This is a genomic window from Propionicicella superfundia DSM 22317, assembly GCF_000423465.1.
Taxonomy (GTDB): Bacteria; Actinomycetota; Actinomycetes; order Propionibacteriales; family Propionibacteriaceae; genus Propionicicella; species Propionicicella superfundia.
Genome location: NZ_KE384022.1, coordinates 292,649 through 309,562, shown reverse-complemented (window position 1 = coordinate 309,562; position 16,914 = coordinate 292,649). Strand labels below are relative to the sequence as shown.

Genomic DNA, 16,914 nt, shown 5'->3' with positions numbered 1-16,914 from the left:
TCGTTTCGCGTTGCCCGCGAAGATCCGCTAAACTCGATCAAGTTCGTTCGGGGCTATGGCGCAGTTGGTAGCGCGCTTCCATGGCATGGAAGAGGCCACGGGTTCGAATCCCGTTAGCTCCACCATGGAGGGCTTAGTAGAACCCTGGACCGCCGAAAGGCGGCCCAGGCACGAAGCCCACGAGGTTGTCACAGAAGAGGGGCGGTCCATCTGGACCGCCCCTTCTTCGCGTCTCGGTGTCGACGGCGGGGCCTGGCTGACCGGGCTCGGCCTGTATCGCGTCTGGCGACGACTGCGTGCATCGCCTCCCTGTTTTGGTTCGCTGTGGTGCTTCGAACCTCCCCTATTTTCGGTCGTCTGGATACTCTGGACCTCCCCCATTTTGGTTCGCAACCATGTGCCGGTGCGAGACTCCGCCGCGCAGACCTCAGGCCTGGGCGTGTTTGTCTTCCGTGTCGATGATGACGAGAAACCGGACTCTCCGGCGGAGCTTTCGAATTGGCGCGGCCTGATCCGGGCCCCGATATGAAGCGACCCGAGGTGTTGTAGCAGGAGTTCGTGCCGGAACGGTTTCGACGGTGTCCCCGGTGGCGCCAGCGGGTGAAAGGTATCCGCCACGGTAACTGGCCGCCGGCCAGTGGCAAGAGCGGAGCTCCGGCTCTGATCCCTGTGGAGACCGGTTCTTCGGGCTTCGTTTTGCGGTGAAAGTAATTGTCATGGGCGGTCAGGTAGTTTCGCCCATCGGACATACCTCTTGATTCTGGTCAAGCCCGACCGCACCCCGTTGATCGCCGTTGATGTGTGGTTTGTGCGGGATTCATGGGCACTGCGAGCATGACGGCGATTGGGTCGCGTGTCGCGACGCAGAAGGGATCGCGTGGGCATGGGGGCGAGAGTCTTTCCGATGCCGCCGCGCGAGATATCCGGGATCAGGAAGGTGCGTCCATGTTCAGCGAGGAGAAGTCCGGGGCATCGCGGGCTAGGCCCGGCCCAGCCGGGGGTATCCGCCGTTGGTGGCGGAGTGTTCGTGACGCGGTGGTGCCGACACGAGGCACTCCGGAGGCAGCAGAGGCGCCCAGGCGGGTGGCGGGGAGCATGCTGAGCGGTGTTCGCGGGGCGGTCGGTCGCTTCGCGGCAAGGCTGACGGCTCCGCGACGCGCGACGACGAAGCGCAAGGCCATGGGCATCACCTCGGCGGTCGTGACGCTCGGGCTGGTGCTCGGGCTCCTGTCCGTCCAGCCGGTGGCGGCCGCGCCGGTCTACGAACTCGAGGGCGACTGGGTCTCGGGAACCGCGGAGTCGGTGGCGGTGGGGGACATCGCTCTCGCCGAGTGGTATCTGAACATCAACGACGACTCGGCCACACCCGGCAACGGGACGGTCGAGGACGTCACCGCGACGTTCACCGTCGAGAACGGTGTCTTCACCTCTGTCCCGGACGTGTGCCGGACCGATGTGACCCCGGCGTCGGCGATCTCCAGCGACGGCACCACGCTCACCTGCAACCTCGGTGACCTGGCTCAGGGCAGCGCGATCTCCGTGGTCACGCCGGTCGAGGCGACCACGCCGATCGGGACCGACAACCTGAAGCTCACGGCCAGCTACAACGGCCTGACCAAGGAGCTGACGCGCTCGGTCACGCAGGGCTTCGGCATGGACTTCGTGCTCGACCAGAACAATGGCACTGTCGTTGCGGGAAGCAGCTACAACGATGTCCGCTTCCAGTGGAGCGTGCGCCATCTGATCGGCGGGGCGACGGGCCCCTCCAGCGTGACGTACACGCTGGACGCCACGAACAGCCTTGACGCGAGCATCACCGCGACCTCGTGCGTGGCCTTCGACAGCGGTGGCGCGGTCAGCGGACACCCGTGGTCCGGCTCCGGCTCGACCCCGGCAGATCAGACCACCGACTTCCCAGGCTGCACCCTGACCTCCCTCGGTGGCGGGCAGTACCAGCTCACACTCACCGGGCTCGACTACACCTCTGGTGTCACCCTTGACTCGACCGGTGCAGCGATTCCCTCCGGCTACGCGGCGATCGCCGCGGGCGAGATCCGGCTCCGGCTCGCGACCACGGCGGCCGGAAACCAGGTGCAGTTGAAGGCAGACGCCCCCACCTACGTCGCAGCGAGCGGCGCGACGGCGTTCGACGACCCGACGAACAACAGCTCCACCACGATGTGGCAACGAGGAATGGCGTACGGCCAGTGGCTCACGTCGACGGCGGGTGCGTGGACGGGCGAGTACACGGTCTCCCCGGGCCAGCAGGTCCGCTCCATCGTGGGCTGGGACTTCGACCGGCAGCTTCCGGCTCAGACCAGGAACTGGAGCGATACGGGCTACTGCCAGGTGATCGACACCGCCTACGCGACCTACGTCGATCACCGCATGACGCGTGAGGGCACCGTGTTCACGCCCAGCGGCGCGGTGACTCGCTACTACATCGGCAGCGTCGCAGACCCGAACTCGTTCACCTGCGCGGGGACGGCGGGCTGGACGGCCACGAAGCCTGCCGACCTGTCGACGATCGGCGCGGTGCGGGTCACGTTCAACATGACTCCCACGAACAACACCACGACGAATAACCCGTACCAGGACGACCTCTTGATGCTTGAGGTCGACCAGCGGATCAAGGACGACGCTCCGTCCGGCCAGGACGTCTGGGCGGTCAGCGCCTACCTCGGGCGGGGAAGCACGAACCCGACCGGTGTGCCGAGCCCCTCGTACTTCTTCTTCGGGGTTCCGTGCGCGACCGGTGTCGCGAAGGAGCAGCCGTTCCCGCTGCTGACCGAGGCGACGAACAACCGGTGGTGCGCGGGGTCGCGGACCAACGTCGCCAGTGACGTCTCCGCCGCGGGCACCGCTCTCGACGGAGCTCGATATGCCTACGCCGATGTTCACCGCGACGTTCTCTACATCTCCGACGTCCAGCCGGAGATTGAGAAGTCCGTCGACCGTGCGGGTGTCGTCCCGGGAGGCGAGGCGAACTACACGCTGACCTACCAGGCGACCTCCAGCGGCAGCACGCCGGTGTCCGCCTACACGCTCACGGACATCCTGCCGGCGGGCTTCACCTACGAGGCGGGCTCTGCTCCGTCCGAACCGGCGATCACGACCTTGGGCGACGGTCGCCAGCAGCTCGTGTGGACGCTCAACGATGTGCCCGTGAACTCGGCGCAGACCCTGAGCTACACCGCCGAGGTGCCCGCGGATGCTCCGCTGAACGAGACGTTCACCAACACCGCGGTGGCAACCGTGAACGACGTGTCGAGCGATCCCGCGACCGCGATGGTGTACACGGTTCTCAGCGGGTTGACGAGCGTCACGAAGACGTCCAGTCCGGATGAGCTCGTCAATGGCGAGCCGGCGTCCTGGTCCTTGACGGTTGACTCCGACTTCCCGGCGGACCAGAACTATGTCGACGTCATCGACCTGCTGCCCTACAACGGCGACGGTCGGGGAACCACCCTGTCCGCGGGCGCGGACTACGCGCTCACCAGCGTGAACGCGTCCGGATCCACCGTGTACTACACGACGGCGTCCCCGGGATCGATCAATCTCGACCCGGCCGACCCGTCGAACGGCGCGGCCGGCACGACCACCGGGAACACCGTCGGCTGGACCACGACCTTCACGGCGGACGCCACCGCGATCCGCGTGATCGGCCCGGTGCCCGCCGGCGGCACGCTCGCCGCGATCATCCACTACACGCCGGACGGCCTGCAGCAGGGAGATCTCCTGGCGAACAGCGCCGTGGCGCGCGCCGAGGGGACCCGGCTGGTCACGACGACCTCCGCGACAGCAGAGCCTGCACCGGAGGATCCGGTGCCGGGGATTTCCTTGGTGAAGGCGGCGGATCGGACGTCGGGTCTGGTTGCTGGTGATGTGGTGACGTATACGTTCACGGCGACGAATACCGGGAATGTGACGTTGACGGGTGTGTCGATCACGGATCCGTTGCCGGGGTTGTCGGCGTTGACCTATGGGTCGTGGCCGGGGGCTGATGGTGTGTTGGAGCCGGGGCAGTCTGTGTCGGCGACGGCGACCTATACGATCACCGATGCTGATGTGACGGCTGGTGAGGTGTTGAACACGGCCACGGTGACGGGGAATCCGCCGTCGGGTGAGCCGGTGACCGATACCGATGACGAGACCGTGACGACGACGGATCCGGGTCCGGATCCGGTGCCGGGGATTTCCTTGGTGAAGGCGGCGGATCGGACGTCGGGTCTGGTTGCTGGTGATGTGGTGACGTATACGTTCACGGCGACGAATACCGGGAATGTGACGTTGACGGGTGTGTCGATCACGGATCCGTTGCCGGGGTTGTCGGCGTTGACCTATGGGTCGTGGCCGGGGGCTGATGGTGTGTTGGAGCCGGGGCAGTCTGTGTCGGCGACGGCGACCTATACGATCACCGATGCTGATGTGACGGCTGGTGAGGTGTTGAACACGGCCACGGTGACGGGGAATCCGCCGTCGGGTGAGCCGGTGACCGATACCGATGACGAGACCGTGACGACCGACCCGGTGCCTCCGAGCACACCGGGCACGGAGCCTCCGAGCACCCCGGGGACCTCCCCGGAGCCGCAGAACCCGGCGCCTCCGAGCATCGGGATCGACACCGGCATCCCCGGAACCACGATTCCGTGGTGGGTCGGTGGCCTCGGGATCGCACTTCTCCTCGCCGCCGGCGGAATCGGCTACCGGCGATGGGGGATGCGTACGGCGGTGAGCCAGAGCCCGGGTGGGACCACGCCGACGGACGACTGATCGGCTGAACCCGGCCTCTCGCTGAGGCCACGCCAGGCAGCGGCATCGCGATCATCGCGGTGCCGCTGCCGTGGCGGTTCCGGAGAGAAGACAGGCAGGATCCTCCACTCGACGACTATCGAAAGGCCCCCGTGACAGCATCCGCACGGACGGGAGGCGGCAGCCGCAGGCGCCGCCGCCTGATCGACGCCGCCATCGGCGCAATCATCGTCGTGCTGGTCGCGGCCGGTGGGTGGCTGACGTTCCGGGCCTTCGTGCCGGAGTCGCAGGACGCCCCCGTGCCCGTGCCGTTCACCGCCGACCCCGGACCGGTCGTCGGAACCAGCGACCCGGACGGGACGACATCGCGCCCCGCCGAGCTCGGAGCGGGTCGACTGCTGATCCCGTCCCTGGGGGTGGAGGCGCCGTTGACGCCGGGCGCGGTGATCGGCAGCGGCACCGGGAGGGAGCTGACCATTCCCGCGGATCCGAGCCGGGTCACCGTCTACGACGAGGGCGCGGACGTGTGCGCCGGCGCGGGCACGGTGCTCGTCGCAGGGCACGTCTCCTCCAAGGGCGTCTACGGCGCCCTGTGGCCGCTGAGCGACATCGGGCCCAACGCGGCGGTGTTCATGACCTGCGGCGACGGCACGCTCACCGCCTGGAAGGTCGAAGCGGTGCGCTTGACGACCAAGGCGGAACTCCCGCAGGACATCTTCACCGACAGCGGTCCGCTTCGCGCCGTGATCGTGACCTGCGGCGGACCGGTGATCGACGGCCGCTACCGCGACAACGTCATCGTGGAACTCACACCGACCGAGTGGCCGACATGACGCCGGCCTCCGGGGCGGGGCCATCGATTGTGCGTCGGTTCCTCACGCAGGTGCTCCTGCGTGGACAGAGCAGAGATCTGAGTCGGGTGTCCGCGGCGGCCGGGGGTAAGGCTCCCGTGCCGTCCGGGGGGAACGGCACGGGAGCCACTCCGGGGTCGGCATCGGGGGGATGATGTCGACATCAGAGGATGGAACCCGAATAGGACGATACCGCGATCCATGCCTGTCGAGGGCGCGGAAGCCAGGATGCGGCTGTCAGCAATTCACTGGACATCGGCCTTTCCTGGAAGGGATCCACGCATCCGGGCCGTCTCGCCGGGCGGGGCGCAGGCGCCGTCGGCGCGACGGTGACGTCCGTACCCGGTTTTCCCGACGCGCGGGTGAACGGATTCGTCTCCCGCGGCCACTGTCCGGGCGCGCGCCTGCCGTGTCTGTGCGCGCCTGCCGTGTCTGCGCGTCGGCTCGGCTGGGAGCCCGACCGCCGGCCGCGCCCAGCCCTGCACGAATGCGCTATTGAAAATACTTTTGATAGGCCGATGCCCTATTGAAACTATTTTCCATAGGAGAACGGCTATTGAAAGAACTTTCCATATTTCTTCGGGTTCGTGCGAATTCCTATCCTGAGATCGTTCCTGACACTTCGACCTCAGTGAGGCGGTCTTCATGTTCGTCGATCCGATTACCACCCCTCTTCCCGAGACGCTCGATCCCGAGCGGTTCATCATCGCCACGTACTACGCGGCGGGCAGGCCCGGCACCAACATGGTGAAGTTCGGCGCCGCGCTCGCGGTCGAGCAGACCACCGGCACCTGGCTGACCGTTCCCGGTGAGACCCCCGAGGTCCGCGAGCGGGCCATCGGCCGTGTGATCGGCGTCTACGAGGCCCCGGCCTACCAGGCCTTCGTGCCCTCCGACATCGATGAGCGGCACTTCATCATCCGCATCGCCTACCCGTGGAAGAACTTCGGGCCGCAGATCACGATGATGCTGTCGACCGTCATCGGCAACATCGCGTCGTCCGGCAAGCTGAAGCTGCTCGACCTGGAGTTCCCCGAGTCCTTCACCAAGCAGTTCAAGGGCCCCAAGTTCGGCGTCCCCGGCCTCCGCGACCTGCTCAACGTCCACGACCGGCCGCTGCTCAACAACATGATCAAGCCGTGCATCGGCCTCGACCCGCAGGAGACGGCGAAGCTCGCCTACGAGGCAGCCCGCGGCGGCGTCGACATCATCAAGGACGACGAACTGGTCGGCAACCCCGACTTCTGCCCGCTCATCGACCGGATCAAGGCGGTCCAGGAGGCTGTGAAGCGGGCCGACGACGAGAAGGGTGAGAAGACCCTGTTCGTCTACAACATCACCGATCGCCCCGACCGGATCCGTGAGAACGCCCTGCGGGCCATCGAGGCGGGCGCCGAAGCCCTCATGCTCAACTACTTCCCGCTCGGCTTCGACGCCACCCGTATCGTCACCGAGGATCCCGACATCAACGTGCCGATCCTGGGCCACTCCGACTTCACCGGTGCGGCCTACGAGTCGCCGTGGTCCGGCCTCAGCATGTCGCTCGTCGGCGCGAAGATCCCGCGGCTCTGCGGGCTCGACATGATGATCGCCCTCACGCCGTTCGGCAAGTTCCCCGTCATGTCGGACGTCTTCATGCAGGGCGGTCTGCAGATGCTCGCCCCGTGGGGCCACATCAAGCCGATGATGCCGATGCCGGGCGGCGGCACCACGCAGGGCCACGTGCAGGAGCTCATCCAGACCTTCGGCATCGACGTCATGGTCGCGGCCGGTGGCGCGATCCACGGTCACCCGATGGGCCCGGCCGCGGGAGCGAAGGCGTTCCGCCAGGCCTTCGACATCGTCCTCGGTGGCGGCAGCCTCTACGGCGACATCAGCGGCTACCCCGAACTGCAGGCGGCCGTCGACGCGTGGGGCCTGCCGAACGTGAAGAAGGAAGGCGTGTACGACCTCCGCAACTGACGTTTACTGACAACGCACCCACGGAGGCCGGGTCCAGCGCTACGGGCGCGCTGGGCCCGGCCCGCGTTTGTCCAGGGGCAGATCTCATGGCCTGCCGGGAGGGAGGGTGGGTCCGTCCGTACCGGCTCATCGCCGCGCCCATGGAAAAGATACGACCGGGACGGCGAGCGGATGCGCCAGGACGAACGGCACGGGCCTCGCGGCCTGCCCCATGATTCGCCCGGTCCGCTACTCCTCGCAGCAGCGGATGACTCTCACGGCATCGTCGAGCCCGTGGCCCGTCGGCACGTCTCCGGGTCGCAGCGTGACGGACGACCGTGACCCCGGAACCCGCGTCACTCTCGCCCGAAGGCCCGGGCGGCTGGACGACGGAACGCCTTGTCGCCCCCGCGCCGCGCGGCCTACGCGCCAGGTGCTTCCCGGCGCGCGGGTGGCGCAGGCCGTCTCATCCTCGTCGTCCGGAGCGGCGCGACGCGGCGACCAGGACAGCTCCGGCGAGGGCGAGACCTGCGCCGATCGCGCCGAGAGCGGCTGAGCCCGTGCCCGTCGCGGCCAGGGAGTCGGTGGTCGGGGAGACCGTGGTGGGGGACGCCGTGGAGGGGGACGCCGTGGCTGCACGCGGCGACGGGGTCCGGGCCACCTCGACGGTCACTGTCGCGGGAGCGGAGTCGGCGAGACCGTCGCTGACGATGTAGGTGAAGGTGGCCGTGCCCGCGAATCCAGGAGCCGCCGTGAAGACCGCCGCACCCGAATCCGGATCGACGGTGACCGTGCCCGTGCTCGGATCGGGTGCCTGGGCCAGGCGATAGGTGATCGCGTCGCCGTCGGCGTCGGAGCCGCGCAGCGGGATGTCGGCACGTCCGCCGGCCCGGACGCCCACGCCGGAGACGTCCTGGGCGACGGGGATCGTGTTCGCCGCGAACGTGCCGGCGCCCAGCAGGACGGCGGAGTCGTAGAGGGTGTCGCCCGCGTCGGCGATGGCGAGCCGGACGTGGTTCGTCTGGCCTTTCCGCACTGGCGCCACGAAGGTCATCACGGTGGTGAACCCGTCCAGTTCGGTGTCGCGAGTGGCGTGCGTGACATCGTTGTCGATGTACAGATCGGCGTTACGGCCCGCGTTGATCGTGCTGACGGAGACCGGCTGGGTCTGGCCTGCCTGATCGGTGAACGTCGCGTGGTTCACGCCGTTGACCCAGAACGCGAACACGTCGTTGAAGCCGCCGACGTACTCCGGGTACTCCTCCGAGCCGAACACGTAGGAGAACGTGACCTGGTCGCCGGTCGGGACGAAGTCGAACTCCAGGACGGCTGCGTCGTGAGTGCTGGACGGTGCGACGATCTCGTCGAGTGCGGTGTCTCCGCCCGTGCCCCACTGCGAGGATGTGTTCGACCTCGCGTTCGGCCCGAGGACGGAGCTGTACCGGCCGCCCTCGGTCTCCACGCTCCCGGTGGTCAGGACGACCCCTGAATCGATACCGACGTCGATACCGGAGAAGGTGCCGGCGGCGTAGGGAGAGCCGGTGTAGCTGACGTTCGAGACCGTGATACCCGTCCCCGCCAGCGCATCGACGAGCGCTGCGGCGGAGCGGTCGGAGATATCCGTCGCCGTCGCGGCCGCTGCCGCCCTAGCCGCTCTCCTCACAGGGGCGGCGGGCTCCGTCACGGTGCGCCCGGCGGTCGGATCCGGAGCGCTGGTCACCGACGGTGTACTGCTCGTCGTCGGCCCGGAGCTGGGCGAGACGGACTCCTGTCCGGTCTCGTCGGCAACCGCGATGGGCGATGTCCCCACGCCGATGACGACCACGGTCGCCAGTATTCTCTTCAACGGCTTTGCGACCGTGCATCGATGAGTGGACATCCATCTCCCCTCCGCGGCCCCCGCCGCGGGATATGAACCTGGTGCGGACATTACAAGAACGATTGGGTGGTTCTCAGGTGAGACCGGTTTCTCCGAAGTCCACGAATTCACCGACTCCATAGGCGGCGTCCTGTCCGCCGCGTCTGCGGCAATCCGTCGTTTGCGGGAGGCACCCATTTAGAGCGCGAGATCCGGAATATCTTGTCGTGCCCTGTTCCAGAGGGAAGGGGAGATCCCAGCGATGACGGAGCTGGTGCGGCGTTCCGGTGTCGTGCAGGAGGCGGGCGTGGCCGTGAAAAACGCTCGCTTCGCGGTCGTGCGAATGACCGCTCCGCGGAGGCACAGATGAGCAAACCCCCAGAACCCGGCGCGGCCGGGGCGGGCGAAACCTATTCTGGGGGACGGATCGACACCGTGGCCGACCAGCAGCACCCCGACTGGGCGGATCGCGCCCGGTCCACCGGTACGAGGCGGATCCGGGGCGCGTGGGCCCGGGTCTCCGAGCGGGGAGAGGGATGGATAGCGAGGTCTACAGCCAGTCGACGTGCATCGCGATCAGGGCGGCGCAGTTGTACTACATCGAGCACTCGAGCCAGCGGAACATCGCTGACGAGATGGGCATTTCGGTGCCGACCGTGTCCCGGTTGATCAACCGCGCCCGCAACGAGGGACTCGTCCAGTTCTCCATCAGCGAGCCGTACGCGGCCTGCCTGGATCTCGAGAACAGCGTGAAGGCGGCCTTCGGGCTTGCCGACGTCCTCGTCGCCCCGTCCGCCACCGGCGACCGTGAGGCGACCACGCGCGCCGTGGCGCTGGAGGCGGCACGGCTCGTGCAGCGCCTGACGACCCCCGACGACATCCTCGGAATCGCCTGGGGCGGCACGATGTCCCATCTCATCGGCTTCCTCAACCCTTGCCGTCGCGTTCCTGCCGGGTTCGTCACCTTGCACGGGTCGATCTCGTCGTGCGGGCCGGAGCTCAACCCGGCGACGCTCGTGGAGCGGATGGCCATGGCCTTCGGCGGCCGACGTCACAGGATCGATCACGCCGGGCTCGCCGAGTCCCGGGCCGGGCGGGACGTGCTGCTGGCCGAGCCGGAGACGGCACGTGTCAGCGCTCTCTACGACCGCATCACCATTGCGGTCAGCGGCGTGGGCTCGCTGTACCCCGAGCCGGATTCGCGGCTCGTCCGGTCGCACTTCCTCACCGAGGCCGAGGTGGCCGAGGTGCGCGCCGCCGGAGCATACGGCGACATGGTGCTGCGCTTCTTCGACGAATCGGGGCAGGAATGCCGCACGTCGCTGAGCGAGCGGACACTCGGCATCTCGCTCGATCAATACCGCGACATCCCGCGCAAGATCGTCGCCGCGTCGGGCGCCCACAAGGCGCAGACGGTCCGCGCGATGCTCCGCGGTCGGCTCGCGGACGTCCTCGTCGTGGACGAGGAGCTGGCCCGCGGGGTGCTGGCTCTCGCGTAGCGGAGCGGAAGGGCCCCGGCGGTGGCGGGCGGTCCGCGGTTGGCCGCGCGCGGCATCATGGGTGCCACGGAGCACTCGAGCCACAGGAGGCGGACCGTGAACGAGATCACGCTCGGAGCGATTGCGGTGCTGGTCGGCGCGCTGCTCGCCTTCCGCGGGTACCCCACGATGAGGCTCATCATCAGTCTGCTCGGTGGTTTCGTCGGATTCGTGGCGGGTGCCGCCGTCGGGCAGAGCCTGACGAGCGGGGATCTTCTCTCCGGCCCGGCCGGGTGGGTGGCGGGGGTCGTCGGCGCGATCCTTCTCGGGGCGCTCTCCTACACGTTCTACCGCGTGGCCATCGTGCTCGGCATGGGTGCCATGGGGTTCACGCTCGCGACGTCGGCCATGGCGCTGCTGGGGGTCACGCAGTCGTGGGCCGTGTTCGCCGCCGGCGCCGGGGCGGGGCTGCTGCTCGTCGTGCTGGCGCTGGCGACCGACCTGCCCGCCGTACTCATCGTCGTGCTGACCGCTCTCACAGGCGCCGACATCGTCGTGCGGGGCGTCCGCCTTGTCGCCGGCGACCTCACGACCGGTCAGATCCTGACCGGCACCGGAGAGCTCACGACCGGATCGCCTCTGCTGTGGTGGGGTGTGGGCGCGGCGGTGGCGGTGCTGGGCGTTGCGGCGCAGTCGAGGTACGTCGCGCGAGGCCGGCGGCGGTCGGCGCGCAGCCAGTGGTCGCACTCGGAGCCGGCACGCGCCTGAGGTCCGCCGCGGCGGGAATCTCCCGAGCACCGCGACGTCCGATTCCCGCTAGTGCGTCCCGCGACGGTGCCCCAGACTGGTGGACATGAGACTTCCGCTGGATCCCGGCGCGGCCCATCGCGCGGTGGCCGGCCGTGACGCGCGCTGGGACGGGCGGATCTACCTGGGAGTCGTCACGACCGGCATCTACTGCCGCCCCTCGTGCCCGGCGCGCACCCCGCGTCCCGAGAACTGCCGCTACTTCCCGACCGCCGCCGCGGCGGTCGCGGCGGGGTTTCGGGCATGTCGCCGATGCCGCCCCGACATCCTGCCCGGCTCGCGCGGCTGGGACACGCGAGCCGACCTCACGGCACGCGCGGTGCGGCTCATCGCCGACGGCGCGCTCGACGACGGGTCGGTGGCCGAACTGGCCGCGCGCCTGGCCGTGAGCGTTCGCCAGCTTCACCGGCTCCTGGTCACGGAGGTCGGTGCGAGCCCGCAGCAACTGGGCCGCACGCGGCGGGCGCACACGGCCAGAACCCTCATCGAACAGACATCTCTGCCGCTGTCGGACATCGCGTTCGCGGCCGGGTTCGGGTCGATCCGGCAGTTCAACGACGTCATGCGGCAGGAGTTCGGCGCGGCTCCGGGGACGTTTCCCCGGCCATCGAACCGGCCGCGGCCGGAGGAGGCGGACGGCCGGACGTCGGCCGAGGCGCCGACGCTCACGCTGCACCTCGCCTACCGGCCGCCTCTGGCGCTGGGGGTGCTGGCGGCGACGCTGGCGGCCCACGCGATCCCCGGCGTGGAGGACGTCGAGGGGCCCGTCCACGAGCGGATCCTGGATGCGCCCGGCGGGCCGGCGGTCGCGCGGCTGGACCTGTCCGGTGCGGGGGAGAGGGCGTCCGGAGCGGCGCACCCCTCACTGCCGGTGCGGCTGCAGGTGTCCCGATTGCCGGATCTCATGCCCGTCGTGGTCGCCCTGCGCCGGTGGCTCGATCTCGACGCCGATCCCGAGCAGGTGACGGCGCATCTCGCCGTCGACGGGGTCCTCGGGCCGCTCGTCGCGGCGCGGCCGGGCCTGCGGGTGCCGGGCGCTGTGGACGGCGCCGAGTTGGCCGTGTGCGCAGTCCTCGGCCAGCAGGTCTCGGTGCGGGTCGCGCGCACGCTTCAGGGGCGGTTGGCCATGGCCCTCGGTCGTTCGCTGGGATCGGCGGCCGCCGCCGGTGGGGTGGAGCGGGTCGTGTTCCCCCGGCCGGAGACGCTCGCCGAGGCGGGTCCGCAGCGGATCCGCGACGCGGCGAACCTCACGCAGGCGCGGGCGCACGCCGTCCATGCTCTCGCCGAGGCGCTTGCCGGTGGCCTGACGCTCGCACCCGGCACGGATGCTGCCTCCGCTCGGCACGCACTGCTGGCGCTGCCGGGGATCGGCCCGTGGACGGCCGACTACATCGCGGTGCGCGCGCTGCACGACCCCGACGCGTTCATGGCCGGTGACCTCGTCGCTCGTCGTGCGCTCGCGGCGGCGTTCGGAGTCGAGACCCGACGACTGCGCCCGGCCGACGCCGAACGGCTCTCCCAGCCGTGGCGCCCGTGGCGCTCCTACGCCCTGCAACACCTGTGGACCCAGGAGGTTTACGCATGACAACGACACGGACTCCGACCCCTCTGACACTCGTGACGCTGCCCACGCCCGGCGGACGGGCCCATGCCGCCGTCACGCCGGAGGACGGCGTCGTCCGGCTCTTCGGTTGGCTCGATCCGCAGGACAACCTCGTGCGTCTGCCGGCGGAGCACGCGTCCCGCGGCATCCGGACCGGACGCGGTCCGGCGGCGCTGCGCGACGCCGTGGCGCGGTACGGGGACGGCGACCTGGACGCCTTGGGATCTCTGACCGTCGACCAGCCGGGCGGTGAGTTCTTCCAGGCCGCCTGGGCGGCGATGCGCCAGGTGGCCCCCGGGCGCCCGGTGACGTACTCGGACCTGGCCGCTGCAGCGGGACGTCCGGCCGCCGTCCGTGCCGCAGCGAGCGCCTGCGCCCGCAACCTCGTCGCACTCGTCGTGCCCTGCCACCGCATCGTGCGTCGCGACGGCGGCCTCGGCGGCTTCTTCTACGGTCTCGACGTCAAGCGTGCCCTTCAGGCGCACGAGGCGCGGTTCCGGGGCTGATGCGTCGACCGGGCAGGACGCGTCCGTCGGCCGGGTGCCCGGGTCCGGACGGCGTGCCCAGAGGCTCACGTGCGAGTAGCCGTCGCCGGACGCGCCACGTGGCCGACGGAGACAGCCGTCGGCCACGTGGTTGCCGGAGGCGGGTGCCACCCGGCGAAGGGAGTGCTCGTCAGTCCGTCACGGCGGCGGTCGCCGCGGCGATGACGCGCAGGTTGTGGGGGAGCGCCCCGTCGAAGCCGGGGGTGCTCATGGACAGGATGACGGTGTCGAGGGCGGGGTTGTTGACGAACTTGGTGCTGAAGAAGCCCTGCCAACTGTAGGCGCCCGCGCCGCCCAGATAGTGGATCGATCCGGACGGGGCGTTCGGGCCCTGCTGGATGTCGACCATGTAGCCCCACTTGTTCTGTGTGAGCTGCCAGTTGACGAGGTCGCCGATCTGGTTCGTCGTCATCAGCTTCACCGACGCGGGACTGAGCACGCGGACGCCATCGAGCTCGCCCATGTTCAGCAGCATCTGCGCGAATCGGAAGTAGTCCAGCGTCGTCCCGTGCAGGCCGCCGGCGCCGCTGAAGTAGGTCTTGTGCGGGCTGAACGTGTACTGCGGGCCGAGGTTGCCGAGGCCGAGCTGACCGGGCTCGGTCTGCTTCTCGTCACGGCCGGCCCAGTAGACGGCGGCGACGCGGTGAAGCTGATCCTCGGGCGGGAAGAACCAGGTCTCGTTCATCTTGAGCGGCGCGAAGATCCGCTGATTGAGGTACGTGTTGAAGTCGAGTCCCGACACGACCTCGACCAGTCTGCACAGCACCTCGACGGAGTTGTTGGAGTAGTCGAACATCTCACCGGGATGGGCGATGAGCGGCATCTCGGCGAGGATCTTGACGTTCTCCTCCAGCGTGATCGGAGGCGCGTTGAGGTCGTCCATCAGCCCGCCATCGGCGTACAGCTTGGGGACGACACCGTAGATCGACGGCTCGAAGACCCGGTACCACCAGGAGTTCGTCATGCCCGCCGTCATCGTGAGCAGGTCGTGGATCGTGATCTCGCGCTTCGCCGTGACCAACTGGGTGACCTCCCAGTCCTTCACGACCGCGACCTTCGGGTTGGCGAACTCCGGCAGGTACGCCGAGATCGGCTCGTGCAGCGCGATGAGGCCCTGCTCGAACAACTGCATGACGGCGACGGCGGCGATGACCTTCGACATCGAGGCGAGGCGGAAGACGCTGTCGGTCTGCATCGGGACGCCCTCGTCGGCCTTCCCGAACGACTTGAAGTAGCAGACCTTGCCATGCCGCGCGACGAGGACGACGGCCCCCTGGTAGGCGTTCTCCGTGAGGTGTTTCTCTTCGAGGCGATCGATGTTCGCCAGGTAGGCGCTGGAGAGTCCGACCTCTTCGGGATCGACCTGTGTGTACAACTCTGTACTCATTCGACCATCCTTTCGTGGTCCACCCAGTCAACTCGCAGCCGTCAGCGAGCGTCAATGGTTCCGGCGGATCAGCCCCGTCCCGTCGTGGGCGAAGGGCCCGCCACGGCGACGGTCCCGACCGGCCCGAACGCGAACACGGCCCTCCCCGCGGCGGGGAGGGCCGTGTCGGCTCCAGGCGCGGTCAGGCGCTCGGATGCGTCATGTCGAGCGGGACGACCCACTGGTCGAACTCCTCGGCGGTGAGGAAGCCGAGCTCGAGAGCCGCCTCCTTCAGCGAGGTGCCGTTCTTGTGCGCCAGCTTGGCGATCTTGGCCGCCTTGTCGTAGCCGATATGCCTGTTCAGCGCGGTGACCTGCATGAGATTGCGGCTCAGGTTGTCGTTGATCCGGTCCAGGTTCGGCGCGATGCCGACGGCGCAGTGGTCGTTGAACGCCGAGCAGGAGTCGCCGAGGAGCCGGATGCTCTCCAGCACCGCATGGGACATGACCGGCTTGTACACGTTGAGCTGGAAGTTGCCCTGGCTGCCCGCGAAACCGACCGTCGCGTCGTTGCCGAACACACGCGTCGCGACCATCGTCATCGCCTCGCACTGGGTCGGGTTCACCTTGCCCGGCATGATGGACGAGCCCGGCTCGTTCTCGGGAATGGTGATCTCGCCGATGCCGTTGCGGGGCCCGGACGCCAGCCAGCGGACGTCGTTGGCGATCTTCATGAGCGCCATCGCGAGCGTCCGCAGCGAGCTCGACACGGCGACGAGGGCATCGTGCGCCGACAGGGACGCGAACAGGTTGGGCGCCTGGCGGAACTCGTGGCCGGTGATCTCGCTGATCTTCTTCGCCGCGAGGGCTCCGAACTCGGGGTGTGCGTTGAGGCCGGTGCCGACGGCCGTGCCGCCGATGGCAAGGTCTTGCAGGCCGAGTTCGGCATACCGGACGCCGTCGAGCGCGAAGTCGATCTGCGCCACCCAGGCCGAGATCTCCTGTCCGAGCGTGATCGGCGTCGCATCCTGCAGGTGCGTGCGGCCGACCTTGACGATGTCGGCGAACTCGGCCGCCTTGGCGGCGAGCGTCCCGCGGAGCTTGGTGACCTGGTCGTACAGGTATTCGTGCAGGTCGAGGACGATCGCGATGTGCATGGCGGTCGGGAACGTGTCGTTGCTCGACTGGCCGCGGTTCACGTGGTCGTTGGGGTGGATCGGCGTCTTCGTGCCCATCTCGCCGCCCAGGATCTCGATGGCGCGATTGGAGATCACCTCGTTGGAGTTCATGTTGGACTGGGTGCCGGACCCGGTCTGGAACACGACGAGCGGGAAGTCCTCATCGAGCTTTCCCTCGACGACCTCGGACGCGGCCTGGATCATCGCGTCGATCTGCGCGGGCTCCAGCTTGAGCTGGCCCAGTTCGGCGTTGGCCTGGGCCGCCCCCTTCTTCAGGATGCCGAGGGCGCGGATCATGGACCGCCCCCAGACGAAGGTGTCGCGTCCGATCGGGAAGTTCTGGATGCTGCGCTGGGTCTGCGCGCCCCAATGGCGTTCGGCGGGAACCTCGACGGCTCCCATGCTGTCGGTTTCGGTGCGGGTACTCATATGGCCGAGCCTATCGACCCCCGCCGTTCATCACGCGGCGTGCCGCGAAGAACGACGGCACCGGGCAGAACCACCCCTGGAGGCCGTCCGCCACGCGCCGGGGGACA

Annotated in this window: 10 protein-coding genes and 1 tRNA gene; 8 read left to right on the top strand and 3 right to left on the bottom strand. The window is 68.7% G+C overall.

Annotation, left to right across the window (positions count from 1 at the left end; genetic code table 11):
* The first annotated feature begins 49 nt into the window (after positions 1-49).
* The 4 genes from G555_RS0114990 (at position 50) to G555_RS0114975 (ending at position 7,565) form a co-directional block, all read left to right on the top strand.
* Positions 50-125: transfer RNA gene (locus G555_RS0114990), tRNA-Ala, on the top strand.
* A 970-nt stretch (positions 126-1,095) separates the two neighbouring features.
* Positions 1,096-4,773 carry a DUF7507 domain-containing protein gene (locus tag G555_RS0114985; protein ID WP_169337934.1) on the top strand — a complete coding sequence of 1,226 codons (3,678 nt, stop codon included), beginning with the start codon at positions 1,096-1,098 and terminating at the stop codon, positions 4,771-4,773.
* Positions 4,774-4,904: 131 nt separating this feature from the next.
* Positions 4,905-5,585 carry a class F sortase gene (locus tag G555_RS21495; RefSeq protein ID WP_051209360.1) on the top strand — a complete coding sequence of 227 codons (681 nt, stop codon included), beginning with the start codon at positions 4,905-4,907 and terminating at the stop codon, positions 5,583-5,585.
* A gap of 663 nt (positions 5,586-6,248) precedes the next feature.
* Entirely contained in the window at positions 6,249-7,565 is a 1,317-nt protein-coding gene (locus G555_RS0114975) for a RuBisCO large subunit C-terminal-like domain-containing protein (RefSeq protein ID WP_028709495.1), read from the top strand.
* A 445-nt stretch (positions 7,566-8,010) separates the two neighbouring features.
* Here G555_RS0114975 and G555_RS22415 read toward each other — a convergent pair whose 3' ends face one another.
* Positions 8,011-9,390 (bottom strand): choice-of-anchor L domain-containing protein, encoded by a 1,380-nt coding sequence (locus G555_RS22415; RefSeq protein WP_156887584.1) that lies wholly within the window; start codon positions 9,388-9,390, stop codon positions 8,011-8,013.
* 548 nt (positions 9,391-9,938) lie between these two features.
* Here G555_RS22415 and G555_RS21485 point away from each other — a divergent pair.
* From G555_RS21485 to G555_RS20370, 4 genes are all read left to right on the top strand, one after another.
* Positions 9,939-10,901, top strand: a complete 963-nt coding sequence (locus G555_RS21485) for a sugar-binding transcriptional regulator (RefSeq protein WP_051209355.1) — start codon at positions 9,939-9,941, stop codon at positions 10,899-10,901.
* Between the two features lie 96 nt (positions 10,902-10,997).
* Complete coding sequence (locus G555_RS0114960) at positions 10,998-11,648, top strand: TM7S3/TM198-like domain-containing protein (protein WP_028709494.1); 651 nt, start codon at positions 10,998-11,000, stop codon at positions 11,646-11,648.
* An 85-nt stretch (positions 11,649-11,733) separates the two neighbouring features.
* A complete protein-coding gene (locus G555_RS0114955) occupies positions 11,734-13,272 on the top strand; it encodes an Ada metal-binding domain-containing protein (RefSeq protein ID WP_028709493.1) in 1,539 nt (512 codons plus the stop codon).
* Positions 13,269-13,796, top strand: a complete 528-nt coding sequence (locus G555_RS20370; protein WP_051209353.1) for a methylated-DNA--[protein]-cysteine S-methyltransferase — start codon at positions 13,269-13,271, stop codon at positions 13,794-13,796. Before G555_RS0114955 ends, G555_RS20370 begins: the two co-directional genes overlap by 4 nt.
* 169 nt (positions 13,797-13,965) lie before the next feature.
* Here the strand turns inward: G555_RS20370 and G555_RS0114945 are convergent, their stop codons facing one another.
* The gene (locus tag G555_RS0114945) at positions 13,966-15,222 is read right to left on the bottom strand and encodes a serine hydrolase domain-containing protein (protein WP_028709492.1); all 1,257 of its coding nucleotides are present in this window, start codon (positions 15,220-15,222) and stop codon (positions 13,966-13,968) included.
* A gap of 181 nt (positions 15,223-15,403) precedes the next feature.
* Positions 15,404-16,807, bottom strand: coding sequence for a class II fumarate hydratase (gene fumC, locus G555_RS0114940; protein WP_028709491.1), 1,404 nt, complete (start codon positions 16,805-16,807; stop codon positions 15,404-15,406).
* Between the last annotated feature and the right edge of the window lie 107 nt (positions 16,808-16,914).